Below are 13185 nucleotides of genomic sequence, written 5' to 3' on the forward strand. Positions count from 1 at the left end.
TTAACCCTTCTCCCCAGAAATCGACACGGGGCCATAGGGGTACTTCACATTGGGCTGGTCCACCCAATCCATAAAGTCGGCGCGCGCGCCGGGAAAGCCCACCATCTTCCAGCCGACCATGCCCTTGTTGCCGCCATAGATCGGATCGGCAAAGAACCCTTCCTTGGTATTGGCCAGCAGGAAGCTGAAGAACGTCTTGGACGGCACCGACTCCAACACGATCTTGCCGGCCTGCAGGTCCTTCAGGATCTGCTCCTGCAAAGCCTTGTCGAGCTGCGCGTACACCTTGCCGTGCGTCTTCACGCACCAGGCGTCACAGGCCTCGATGCCATGGCGATACACCTGGCGGGGATTCTGGTTCAGTTGATAGCCCAGTTCCGGCACCTGGTCGGTGTGGAACGGCCCATCCATGTACCAGAGCTTGCCGTGGCCGAAAGGCGTTTCCATCTGCCGATCAATGAACTCGGGCACGCCGGCCGCGATGGCGCCCGGACCGTATTCGTCGGCTGGAATCAAGTGATCCACCGCGGCAACGATGAAGGCCCATTCGGCCTGGGTGAAATAGGTGGGCTCGTAAGGCTTGGCCGCTTGAGCGGCGTTGCCGTCGGCGGCGTTGGTACAGCCGACCGTCAGGCCGCCGACCGCCAGCGTGGACGCTGGCACAATGGCCATCGCCTGCAGAAACCGCCGGCGCGGCTTTGCGTCATCAGTCATGGACATCTCCGTGAATACTCCAAGTTGTCCTAGCGCGCTACCGAACATGAAACCTGGAAACACGAACTGCCCGAGCTAGAGACAACACGCTCTTTTCTTGCTGAAAATCAAGACTGCTCTTTGAAAAGGGACGTAAGAGCAGGTGCGGGCATTATGCGCTTCTGATCCGCTCAATCGACCGTATCAGATGGAAATTCTTGACGTGGGAAAGTCTTTTGCATTAAGGACAACGTAAGAACAAGGAAAAACGCAGGGTTTCTGACAGCCAGATGAACGAAAAGCCTTGATTCACGCGGGCGGCGGCGTCCGGACTGCGCGGACCGCTCCCCCGCATGCCATTCGCCTCGTCGCACGCCCCGCCGCGCCCACTTTCGCGGCGCGCGGCTCCAGTACAATCCGCGTTTGGCGACGTTGTGATCGCCCATCTGTCTGGACCCCAAGCATGTTGCGTCTGTCTGAAATCAAGCTGCCGTTGAACCACACGCCCGAGGAACTGCCCGCGGCAATCCTCAAGAAACTGGGCATTCCGGCCAGCGACCTGAACGGCTACACCATCTTCCTGCGCAGCTACGACGCCCGCAAGAAACACAACATCCTGCTCATCTACACGCTGGATGTCGACGTCGCCAACGAAGCCGCGCTGTTCAAGCGCTTTCACGACGACCGCAACGTCAAGCCTTCCCCCGACACCGAATACAAATTCGTCGCCCAGGCGCCCGCGCAGTTGTCCAAACGCCCCATCGTCATCGGCACCGGCCCCTGTGGCCTGTTCGCCGGACTGGTGCTGGCGCAAATGGGCTTCAAGCCCATCATCCTGGAACGCGGCAAGGCCGTGCGCGAACGCACCAAGGACACCTGGGGCCTGTGGCGCAAACGCATCCTGAACCCCGACTCCAACGTCCAGTTCGGCGAAGGCGGCGCGGGCACGTTCTCGGACGGCAAGCTCTACAGCCAGATCAAGGACCCCAAGCACTACGGCGAGAAGGTGCTCAAGGAATTCGTCCTGGCCGGCGCGCCGGAGGAAATCCTTTACGTCAGCAAACCGCACATCGGCACGTTCCGCCTGGTCGGCATGGTCGAAGTCATGCGCGACACCATTACCAAACTGGGCGGCGAGGTCCGCTTCTCCAGCAAGGTCGAAACGCTGCACCGCGAAAACGGCCAGGTCACCGGCGTCACGCTCTCCAATGGCGAGCACATCGAAGCCGACCACGTCGTCCTCGCCATCGGCCACAGCGCCCGCGACACCTTCCAGATGCTGCTCGACCAGGGCGTCTTCATGGAAGCCAAGCCGTTCTCGATCGGCTTCCGGATCGAACACCCGCAATCCCTCATCGACCGCGCACGCTTCGGCCCCAACGCCGGCAACCCGATCCTGGGCGCCGCCGACTACAAGCTGGTGCACCACGCCAGCAACGGCCGCTCCGTCTACAGCTTCTGTATGTGCCCGGGCGGCACGGTCGTCGCGGCAACGTCCGAGCCCAACCGCGTCGTCACCAACGGCATGAGCCAATACTCGCGCAACGAACGCAACGCCAACGCCGGCATCGTCGTGGGCATTTCACCCGAGGTCGACTACCCCGAACACGTCCTCGCCGGCGTCGACTTCCAGCGCAAATGGGAATCCCAGGCCTTCGAATTGGGCGGACGCGACTACAGCGCGCCGGGCCAGTTGGTGGGCGACTTTCTGGAAGGCAAGGCCTCGACCGAGTTCGGTTCCGTGCTGCCCTCGTACACGCCGGGCGTGCACCTGACCGACCTGGCCACCGCCCTGCCCGACTTCGCCATCACCGCGATTCGCGAAGCACTGCCGGCGTTCGACAAGACCATCAAGGGCTTCAACATGCCGGATGCGGTGCTGACAGGCGTGGAAACGCGGACGTCCTCGCCGATTCGCATCAAGCGGGATAACGAGACGCTGGAAAGCATCAACACGCAGGGATTGTTCCCGGCGGGCGAAGGCGCGGGTTACGCGGGCGGGATTCTGTCGGCGGGGGTGGATGGGATCAAGATTGCGGAGGCGGTGGCGCTGAGCATCATGGGGCGTCAGGGTTGAGTACGGATCAGCCCGGCCCGGTGCGCTCGCCGTAGGCCAGATAGGATCACAGATCCGCCGCATCCCGCCGCGCCACCGGCCAGGCCCAGGCCATCGCACGGTCTATTCCGACGGCCGCGTCTGCGTCAACCCAGTCGGCGGCCCGTCAATCGCCGTCCACCCCGCATCCACCGCCAGGCTGCTGCCCGAAATGTAGCTGGCCGCATCCGACGCCAGAAACGCCACCGCCGCACCCACCTCGGACGGCTGGCCCCAGCGGTTCAGCACGGTATGCCCGGCGTACGTGTTGTAAATGTCCGGTCGCTCCTTAAGCGGCTCAGTCAGACGGGTCTCGATGATGCTCGGCATCACCGCATTGACGCGCACGCCGTAACCGCCGACCTCGGCCGCGAACGCCTTGACCATCTGTTCGATGCCGGCCTTGGTGGCCGCATAGATGCCCAGTCCGGGCTCGATCGTCACGGCGCGCATCGACGAACACAGGATCATGCTGCCCGCGCCCTGCTTCATCATCGGCCGGCCAAAGTGGCGCATGAAGTGGAAAGCGCCGCGCAGGTTCAGGTTCACGACCTGGTCGAACTCTCCTTCGGTGTAGTCGACGATCAGCTTGCGGATGTTCAGCGCCGGTGTCGCCACCGCGATGTCTATCCTGCCTTGTTCGTCCAGCACCTTGGCGGCCAGCGCCGCGATGGCCTCACCGCTGGCGGCATCGGTCTGCGCCCAGCCGGCCGAACCGCCTGCGTCGATGATCTGCCTGGCGGTGGCCTGCGCGCCGCCCTCGTCGCGGTCGGCGCACATCACATAGGCGCCCATCGCGCCCAGCGCATGCGCGGATGCCTGGCCGATGCCGGAAGCGGCGCCCAGCACGACCGCGGTTTTGCCTTTCAGGCTGAATAGTTGGGGGTAGTTGGTCATAAAAACGTCGATGAAAACGGTTATGGAAGGGCCCGCCTCGCCACGGTCAACGGACTGCCCACTGCGATACGGCCAGGCTATCATCCTTGCATGACCCAATCGCTACCTGCCCCGATCGCTGTGCAGATCGATGAGGCCAGACGCCTCATCGAACGCCATCTCGGCACACGCCTTGTCGCCATCCATCTGTTCGGCTCAGCGGTGGATGGCGGGCTGCAACCGCACAGCGACATCGATCTGCTCGTCACCGTGGCTCAGCCGCCCGGCGAGGCAGCGCTCCGGGCGCTGGCGACGGCGCTCCTCGCCCTCTCGGCGCCCCCGGGCCAGTCGCCGCGCCTGCGCGCGCTGGAAGTCACCGTACTGGCGCTCGAACATGTCGTCCCGTGGCGCCATCCGGCACGGCGGGAACTTCAGTTCGGCGAATGGCTGCGCGATGATCTGACGGCGGGGACCGTGGAGCCGCCCATGATCGACCACGACCTCGCCATCCTGCTTACGAAGGCGCGCGGCCACAGCATTGCACTCGTTGGACCGCCGGCCGACCAGGTATTTGACCCCGTTCCCCATCACGACCTCACGCGCGCCCTGCTCGATACGGTCGCCCATTGGACCCGGCCCGAGGACTGGGCGGGCGATGAGCGCAACATCATCCTCGCGCTGGCGCGCATCTGGTACACGGCAGTTTCTGGCGAGATCGCTTCCAAGGCTGATGCGGCGGCATGGCTGTTGCAGCGAGTGGAAGCGTCGTACCGCCCGATCCTCAGCAAGGCGCGCGCGATTTATCTTGGTCAGGCCGACGACGATCTGGCGGCACGCCATGCCGCCGAAACCGAGGCGTTCATCGCTCATGCGCGTGGCGCTATCGAAAGGATTTGCTCCACCGCCTGAACGACGGAGCATGCCTTCAGCGCTCAGTCTTTGGATCCCTATCCGTTCTTAGCGCGACGCGCCGATCTGCAGCAACGCAAGATCGCGCTGCATACAGCGAGTCATGATCTGGCTCAGGATCGGGTTGCCCGCAGTCTCGGCTTTCGCAGCGGTCAGGCTGACGACCGCCGCACACAGCTTCCCTGCCTGGACGGTGCTTCCGTTTACGTCGGGTTGCACTGCGCCGGCCATGGTTTGCTTCCAGGCGGCGGCGACGCCGTCAACGGCCTGCTGGGCAGCGCCACAATCCGCGTATGACAGGGAAATCACGACACCGGGCGCGTTCTTGACCTGCACGTCCGCGATGATGCCGGAAAAGTAAGGCGGGATGCCGCGACCGCTGGATGCCGCGATCGCTTCAAGCTTCTGCTTCGCGCTTTGCATGTCCCCAGGATCCGCAAACAACACCTTTGCCGGATCGACGCCTTGCAGACCCAGCACGGGCGAAATGACGGCCGCTTGCACAATCCGGGCACCGTCCGAGGGCACGGCTTGCTTAAGCCCCGCGATCGAAGCGGCAACGATCTCACTGTCCGCCACCGAGGGAGACGTTTTGGCCAGCGCCCGCATTCCGATTGGGGATGACGCCTGGACCAGGGCCGCGTCCAGCGGCAGCACGAACGTGGGCATGCCCATCGTGCCTCGCCAAGGATCTCGTCCGCTGGCCTTGGTCATGTCAGGTTTGTTGGCCTCGCCGTTCGCCATTAGACCAGCCACATCGCCATTCACCGGCTTGAAATCGGACTGCACGAGGCGAGCCACCAACGTCGCGGCGGATTCTTTGTCCTTCAGCCCCCAATACGAGACATTGCCGGGCGACTGGCCAAATCCGCCGAAATAGGACAGTTCATCGAAAGGGACCTTGGCGTGATCGGCCCACTGGTCTAGCCCGTATCCAATGGATTGAAGCGGGCTGATGGCCTGGGCGATGGAGAGCCGGCGCATCCCGTCGGCGGATGGCCCGGATTTCTCCAAGGCTCGCCAGGCTTGGACGTCGAGAAAGAAGAATTGCATCGCGTCAGGGGCGGTCAACACTACCTGGGGCACTTGCTGGAAGGCTTGCTGTAGTGTTCTGGTGCTGTCTTGGGCAGCGACCGACGTGCAGCAAACTGAAAACAGGCCGAGTGCAAGAGCCCTTACGCGCATTGAATATCTCCTATTAACCGTTACTTTTTTTGCAGCCAGCCTGCGTAGCTCAGGCAGTCGCCTCATCGCGAATCGTCATTCGACTAATGAACTCGTCACCCGAGATTTCGGGAAGGCGAAGCTTCGCATCGTGAAAATATCGCTTTTCGCCCCACAGGTGCAGATCACCAATCATGAAGAATCGGTGTTTCGCGCGCGTGAGCGCAACGTTCAAAATGTTCGGCTTGCCCGCGGCCCACGATATGGCGCCCTCGCCATCACTATCGCAGCCGAGCACCATCCAGACAATGCGCTCTTCCTTGCCCTGGAAAGTATGAACGGTGCCGATGCTATCGCCGCACCATTTTCCTAGATCGCTTTTCGACAGCGTATCGATACCCTGCGATTTCCAGGCGCCGATGTCCGAAAGACGTTCCAGCAACGCTTGTTTGATCCGCTTGAAGGGGGAAATGATATAGAGCGGCGGAAGCTTGCCCTTCCCTTGGTAGAGGCGCATGACCGCCAGCGCGACAAGTTCAACCTGGGCAGGCACGACATGTCGCCCCTCGGTGGCGCCCGGCTGATGCACCCACGCGCTGGTACCAAGGTCGTACCCTTCCGCAGGCGGAACGGTGCTGTTCAGGCCAAAGATCATTTTGTTTTCATAGGCAATGGCATTGGCGATTTTGAACATGGGATCGGCGCACCGACGATGCACCCGCAACGGGCTACCCACCCACTCGGGTTCCTCTCCAATTCCGGCAATCGAGGCGCCACATGCATTGGCGGCATCAGCCAGTTTCTGCACCGATGCGTTATGGGGCATGATCCGCCTGCCATCCGGCAACGACGACGACTGGGCCAGCGCTTCAATGAGCTTCAGCGGAACGGTGAATACAGGCTCTATTTGCAGTGGGTCGCCAACGACAACGGCACGCCTTGCGCGCCACAATGCGCCAACAGCCGCCTGAGGAACCGCCTGTCCGGCCTCGTCAATAAACAGCCAGCCGAGTGTCCCAGCGCCAAGCTCCTTGAATTGCGAAGCGAAGGACGCAAAAGTGCTGGATACGACAGGCACGATCATGAAAAGGCTCTGCCAAAGCGCCAAGGCATGTTCGGGCTTCGTCAGAGGCATTCCGCTGAGAAGATCACGAATCGCATAGAGATTGGGAGCGAAGCCTACGCCCTTGGCCGTGGCTTCAACCAGCCATGCCTCATGCAAGGTCAAAGCTGCGGCAAACAGCCTCGAGCGCAGGCCGTTCAGTTCATCGTCATGCCAAATTCCCCCTATCTGCCAATGCGGATCTTCGAGCTCGCTTGCTCCGCTTGGCATTGCCGCTTTTGGGAAACGCTGTTGGAGATCAAGGCGTTCTGCCGATTTCAAGCGCCATTCTTCAGTGCGCTCATCGAGCCTTCGCCGAGCGACGTCCACTGCCGCGCGCGCCTGTGCAGCTTCCGTGTCCGCTGCCGCCTTGCGCGAATCGAGGGCAAGTTTCTCCATGAAGCATTCACGCTGCCCCTCATGGTTTGCATATGTGGCGTCGAGATACGCACGATGCTTTTCGCGAAACGGATTTCTCCAGAAAGGCGATGAAGGAATTTTTCCCAACAGCACCGCCCAGCCGGGTGGAGCCGGGGTAAGCCGTTCGACCTCCCGAAGAGTGGCGATCCTTTCCAGACATATGCCCAAGGCCCGGTCCACATCCGCAACGTCCGCCCGCGCCCTTGTCAACGCTGCCTCTGCAGTGGCCAGCGTCTGGGCTTGCTCGAACACATACGTGCTCTCAGTCTGGTCGGCCAGTTCAACGGTTAGCGTGGATAAGCGCGCCAATCGGCTTTGCCTTTGCCGGGCTGCTTCGTCGCAGTTGACGAAAGCGGCTTTCGCCTCGGCAAAGCTGGGGCCGTCATAACCTTCGCGCCATTCCCAGAATGAATGGTGGCGCTGCGAGTCATACCCCTTGGGCTTCGGCGCATCCTTCGCCTGGTCCTTTTTGATGACAGGGTGAAAAAACCGCTGCGCGAACTTGCGCCGATTGCCACGCTTGCCAAGTGCGCAGGAAATCAGGCCCCATGGTGTATCGTCCGGCCCCAGGTCTGTGAAGTCTCCGCGGCCGGTCTGCGCCGCCATCCGGATGGCCACCGATTGGAGATAAGTCTGCCGGGGCTTGCCATCCTTTTCGCGCCACGCACTCCCTGCGGGAGCATCCTGGTCTATCCGCCCCAGAGATTTCGCCTTGGGAAGATCCTCCGAAATATTGTTGACCGCAGCATTGTTCGACGATGCGACGACCATCTCGAATCCGGTCAGTTCCGGCCTCAGCGAAGCAATCAACCAGGACGCGGAGCTTCCCTCGAACTCCACCCGCTGCTTGCGGCCGGTTTGAAACGCCTCTCCCGCCGAGCCGAAACTGGCCAGAATGCGTGCGCGCCTTGTAATGTTTTCGGCAAAAATATCGCGCAGCAGCGTCGTCTTTCCGGTTCCGGGGGGGCCGTTCACAGAAAACACCCCACCGTCCGACAAATTGGAAAAGATATTGTTGATCGCAAACTGCTGCATCAAGCTCATCGCATGCTGCGGCTCGTCAAGCCAGCGCGCCTGCGGCGTATCACTGGGATGCAGGTCGGCAACGATACGCCGATGGCCTTGCGCCGTATACAAATCGGTTTTCTTTTCCAGCGCCAGCGGCGTCAGATACGCGTCAAGCGCCCAGATATTCTGGCCTTGGCGCAACGAAGCGACCGCTCGCTCGATGTCCTTCACATAAAAGCTGTTGAGGATGTCGATGCCGATTTCGTCTGGAGCGCTCCCTTCATCCTCGTCGTTGTCCAACCCCTCGGACGCCTCGGTCTGCACAGCCGCGGTATCGGCGGCTGTCTTTTTGCCGACGACGGCACGAACGACCGCCAATGTCGAATTACTTTCGCCCGTGTCAAACCCAGCCCAGTCACGCAAGATTTCCAGCAATGCCTCGATGTCGGCGCGGCATAAGGGCAGGACCTCTTTGGAAGAATCTGACGCCGAGCCTGTGCCTTTTCTCCGTGCCTGGAAATTTCGCAAATCATCGTTAAGCCGCTTGAGGCTGGCCTGGAATGCATCAAAACTCAAACCATCCATGCCTGCGCGCGAGATGGCGCCCAGCGCCCACGGAACCGTCGACACCGATATCTGATCGAATTGCGGTTCACCCAACGCGTTCAGCCAGATCTTGGCAAAACAGGTTTCCCCTTCGAGTTCCCCCCGTTCTTCCTGGTCGATCTCGAGCGCTTCGCTACTCACCCTGCCGACGAGGCTTTCGGTAACCGTGGTCAGAACGCCTTTATCGAATACACCAAGATAAAGCTCGAAACCGCGTACCGCTTTATCTTCTGGAACCCTGCTCACCCGCCAGAAATCACCGCAGGAATCCGGAGAAATCGCCTGGATTTCGGCCCCGGTGATGTATTTCACGCTCCACTCCGAGCCCTGGGCTTGAAGCACTTGCCTGCGCAAATCAAATGGAATGAAAAACTCGACCTTGTGCCAGAACTCCAGGATCTGGACATGCCGGTTATCGGGTGAAGCATTCAATCTGGTTATCCTCCAATCTGCCGGGGAGAATACCACTCCAAATATGGGAACTTCGCCCCTGTCATAACAGGGCTGCGCTGACGGGGCGCAGCTTCTCGGCGCGAGAGCGGTACTGCTCTATCCATTTCACGGACTGCGCAATGCCGCCGAATGGAAAGAAATGCAGGCTCACGTTTCCATGTGCTTGCGTCAGCCCTGCGGCCAGGCGATCCACAAACACATCGGGCCCCGCCGTGCCAAACAGCTTGCCCAAAGAGATTCCGTACTTAGACCACATCGACGCGCAGGCGCTGACGCCGCACAAGGCCGCATAGCGAGCAAGCACCGCGATCCCTGCGGGGCCGGGCACGCCCACCCGAACGGGATGTTCAATGCCACGCTCGCGCAGGGTTTTCATCCACGTCAGCACGATGTCGGCATCGAAACCAAACTGCGTGACGATCAGGGGCGTCATGCCGCGCATGCCGATGCCATGGCACTTGCGTTCGAGCACGTTCCATCGATCGGTCGCGCTCATGACCGGATGGCCTTCCGGATGTCCGCCTACGCCCACAACCTGGATGCCCGCGCGCTCGAAAACGCCGGTTTCGATCAGCGAGGTGCTGTCTGGAAACGGCCCCAGCGGCGTCGGTGGATCTCCTGCGATCACGAAGCAGCGCTCAACGCCAGCCTCAGCGACCGCGCGCTTGACGAAGGAATCAAGCTCGGCAAGCGACGCGATACGGCGCGCGGAAAGGTGCGGCATCGGCTCCAAGCCCAGCGCCCGCACGGCTCGCGCTGCGGCCAGTCGCGCGTCATTGTCCTGGCCTGGCAGGTAAGGAATGGAAATGGTCGACCCTGGCGGTATCCGCGACGCCGTTGCGGCCAGCGCGGAAATGTCCCTCGCGCTGACTTCCAACGAATAGGCGTCGGTGATGTTGCCGGGGGACTGGTATGTGCTGGGATGAATCAAGGACATGACTGAAGGGCACGCCGAACGGCTCGGCAGGCGGTGGACGTTTGACGGTGGGCCTCATCCATTGGCTTTTTGCGCAATGGCAGGGGCAATTGCCGGCTGGCGAGCCAATTCAATGAAGGCCCGCACATAGTCAATGCCAGTCTCCGCCTCCCGCGCGCCCAGGAAGATCTGCTTGGCAATGCCGCGCACCCCCAGCCTCACGGGCACCACGTCCATCCTGGCCGCGTATTCCTCGACCAGCCACCGCGGCAGCGCTGCCACGCCGCGTCCGCTGGCCACCATCTGCACCATGATGTCGGTGGTCTCGATGGCCTTGTGACGCTTGGGCGTAACGCCGGCCGGCAACAGGAACTGGTTGTAGATGTCCAGGCGCTCGATGTCGACGGGGTAGCTGATGAGCACTTCCTGGGTCAACTGCTGCGGCCTCACGTACGCCACAGACGCCAGCGGATGGCCCTTCGGCACGACCAGCACCTGCTCGTAGTCGAACACGGGCTCGAACTTGAGGCCCGGTTTGAACAGCGGATCGGGCGTGACCAGGAGGTCGATCTCAAAACCGAAGAGCGCGCCGATCCCGCCGAACTGGAACTTCTGCTTGACGTCCACATCCACGTCGGGCCATGCGGCCAGATAAGGGGAAACCACCTTGAGCAGCCACTGGTAGCAAGGGTGGCACTCCATGCCGATGCGCAGCGCGCCGCGCTCGCCCTGCGCGAACTGCCCCAGGCGCTCTTCGGCCAGATCCAGTTGCGGCAGCACGCGATTCGCCACCGCCAATAGATATTGGCCGGCCTGCGTCAGGCGCAGGCTTCGCCCTTCGCGCAGCCAGATGTCGGTGCCCAGCTGCTGTTCCAGCTTCTTCATGCTGTGGCTCAGGGCCGACTGGGTCAGGCTCAGCACGCCAGCGGCGGCCGTCAACGACCCCTGCTTTTCGACCTGCTGAACGATGCTGAGATGGATGCGCTCAAGCATTCAGATGAATTCCGCTCATGGATTTGTGAAATAAAACCATTTTACTTCATCACTCCCGTCCCCTAGTATCCGTTCCCATTGATCGTTCGCATGTTTGCAAGCGGACCTTGCCATTAATCAAGACTTGAATTCACGAGCACCCGCGCCGCTTCCGGCGGCGCACACGCATACGGCATTGCCGCAGCGGCGCGTGGATCCATCTTCATGAAGCCCAGAATGACACGTCCCCTCCGTCTAGTCGCAGTTTCCGGCGGACTACAACGCCCCTCCAAATCCGCAGCCCTGGCGGATCACCTGCTGGACCTGATCGCTGACGAACTCCCGTGCGAACAACGCCTGGTGGAACTGGGCCAGCTTGCGCCGCAACTTGCTGGCGCGGTCTGGCGCTCCCACCTGCCCGAGACCGTGGAGCGGGAGCTTGCGGCGGTCGAGCAGGCCGACGTCCTGGTGGTGACCACCCCGGTTTTTCGCGGCTCTTACACCGGCCTGTTCAAGCACTTCTTCGACTTCATTCATCAGGACGCCTTGGTCGACAAGCCGATCCTGCTGGCTGCCACCGGCGGCAGCGAACGCCATGCCCTGGTGATCGACCACCAACTGCGGCCGCTGTTCAGCTTCTTCCAGGCCCGCACCTTGCCGCTGGGCGTCTACGCGACGGACAAGGATTTCGCCGATTACCGCCTGCAGGACGCAGCCCTGATCGAGCGGGCCAGACTCGCAGTCCACCGCGCAATGCCTTTGATCGAATTGGCGCGCCAATCGGCAACGGCCGACGCCGAGGAAGCGGTCGCAGCCTGAAGCCATCCCGGCCCACGCAGCCCCGCCGGCGGCGGTTGCAGGGTCTTCCAATCCGACTTATGCCCCTGAGCACCCACCGCAGGCGCGCGTCCCGCGTGTCGCGTCCGTTCAGAAAACGGCCTTAACTCTCCGCACACTTTTCGCAAAATCAGCGCAGCAGACCACCATGAGCAACGCGTTCACATTCAATATCAAGAGCATCCGTTTCGACGAGAACTATCAGCCGTCGGACAGCACGCGCATCACGACCAACTTCGCCAATCTGGCCAGGGGAGCAAGTCGCCAAGAGAATCTGCGCAACACCTTGCGGATGATCGACAGGCGCTTCAACAACCTGGCGCATTGGGACAACCCGACCGGGGACCGTTACGCGGTCGAACTCGAGATCATTTCCGTTGAAATGAACATGGGCGCCGAAGGCGGCAACGACGCCTTTCCGCTGATCGAAATACTGCAAACCCATATCGTCGACAAAAAGCACAACGAACGCATCGAGGGCATCGTGGGGAACAATTTCTCCTCTTACGTGCGCGACTACGATTTCAGCGTGCTTCTGCCGGAGCATAACAACGACAAATCCACGTTCAGCACCCCGGACGATTTCGGGGTGTTGCATGGCAAGCTGTTCAAGCATTTTGTGAACTCAAGCGCCTATAAAGAGCGCTTCAGCAAGCCGCCTGTCATCTGCATCAGCGCGTCGAGCAGCAAGACCTACCATCGCACCGAAAACCACCACCCCATCCTGGGCGTCGAGTACCGGCAGGATGAGTTCTCATCGACGGATCAGTACTTCGAAAAAATGGGGTTGCAGGTCCGCTACTTCATGCCCCCGGGCAGCGCCGCCCCCCTCGCCTTTTATTTCCAAGGCGATCTGCTTGGCAGCTACACCAATCTGGAGCTGATCAGCCTGATCAGCACGATGGAAACGTTCCAGAAGATCTACCGCCCCGAAATCTACAACGCCAATTCCGCGGCAGGCAGGCTCTATCGACCGAGCCTGAAGAACCCCGACTACTCCTTGACGCAGATTGTCTATGACCGCGAAGAGCGCAGCCAGCTCGCCGTCAAGCAAGGGAAATTCACGGAAGCGCACTTCATCAAGCCCTACAAGAAAGTGCTCGACAACTGGGCAGCCAACTCCGCTCTCTAAAC

The 13185-nt window shown here is 61.3% G+C and carries 10 protein-coding genes; 4 read left to right on the plus strand and 6 right to left on the minus strand.

From position 1 onward, the window contains the following. Complete coding sequence (locus tag BMW75_RS08245; RefSeq protein ID WP_092578446.1) at positions 1-714, minus strand: gluconate 2-dehydrogenase subunit 3 family protein; 714 nt, start codon at positions 712-714, stop codon at positions 1-3. A gap of 442 nt (positions 715-1156) precedes the next feature. Here BMW75_RS08245 and BMW75_RS08250 point away from each other — a divergent pair, with 442 nt between their 5' ends. Continuing rightward, positions 1157-2770, plus strand: a complete 1614-nt coding sequence (locus tag BMW75_RS08250; RefSeq protein ID WP_092578448.1) for an NAD(P)/FAD-dependent oxidoreductase — start codon at positions 1157-1159, stop codon at positions 2768-2770. A 102-nt stretch (positions 2771-2872) separates the two neighbouring features. On the opposite strand, the gene BMW75_RS08255 is transcribed toward BMW75_RS08250, so the two are convergent. Further along, positions 2873-3685 (minus strand): SDR family NAD(P)-dependent oxidoreductase, encoded by an 813-nt coding sequence (locus tag BMW75_RS08255; protein WP_092578449.1) that lies wholly within the window; start codon positions 3683-3685, stop codon positions 2873-2875. 90 nt (positions 3686-3775) lie between these two features. Here BMW75_RS08255 and BMW75_RS08260 point away from each other — a divergent pair, with 90 nt between their 5' ends. Beyond that, entirely contained in the window at positions 3776-4573 is a 798-nt protein-coding gene (locus BMW75_RS08260) for an aminoglycoside adenylyltransferase family protein (protein ID WP_092578450.1), read from the plus strand. 48 nt (positions 4574-4621) lie between these two features. Here the strand turns inward: BMW75_RS08260 and BMW75_RS08265 are convergent, their stop codons facing one another. From BMW75_RS08265 to BMW75_RS08280, 4 genes are all read right to left on the minus strand, one after another. Beyond that, complete coding sequence (locus tag BMW75_RS08265) at positions 4622-5758, minus strand: hypothetical protein (protein ID WP_254791960.1); 1137 nt, start codon at positions 5756-5758, stop codon at positions 4622-4624. Positions 5759-5807: 49 nt separating this feature from the next. After that, a complete protein-coding gene (locus tag BMW75_RS08270) occupies positions 5808-9305 on the minus strand; it encodes a DEAD/DEAH box helicase (RefSeq protein ID WP_092578452.1) in 3498 nt (1165 codons plus the stop codon). A gap of 61 nt (positions 9306-9366) precedes the next feature. Beyond that, a complete protein-coding gene (locus tag BMW75_RS08275) occupies positions 9367-10263 on the minus strand; it encodes a methylenetetrahydrofolate reductase (RefSeq protein WP_092578453.1) in 897 nt (298 codons plus the stop codon). A gap of 54 nt (positions 10264-10317) precedes the next feature. Continuing rightward, positions 10318-11235, minus strand: a complete 918-nt coding sequence (locus BMW75_RS08280) for a LysR family transcriptional regulator (RefSeq protein WP_076520538.1) — start codon at positions 11233-11235, stop codon at positions 10318-10320. A 216-nt stretch (positions 11236-11451) separates the two neighbouring features. Here BMW75_RS08280 and msuE point away from each other — a divergent pair, with 216 nt between their 5' ends. Next, complete coding sequence (msuE, locus tag BMW75_RS08285) at positions 11452-12033, plus strand: FMN reductase (RefSeq protein WP_092578455.1); 582 nt, start codon at positions 11452-11454, stop codon at positions 12031-12033. 166 nt (positions 12034-12199) lie between these two features. Further along, complete coding sequence (locus tag BMW75_RS08290) at positions 12200-13183, plus strand: DUF1852 domain-containing protein (protein ID WP_092578457.1); 984 nt, start codon at positions 12200-12202, stop codon at positions 13181-13183. Positions 13184-13185 lie beyond the last annotated feature (2 nt).

Source organism: Achromobacter sp. NFACC18-2, assembly GCF_900108985.1.
GTDB lineage: Bacteria > Pseudomonadota > Gammaproteobacteria > Burkholderiales > Burkholderiaceae_B > Achromobacter.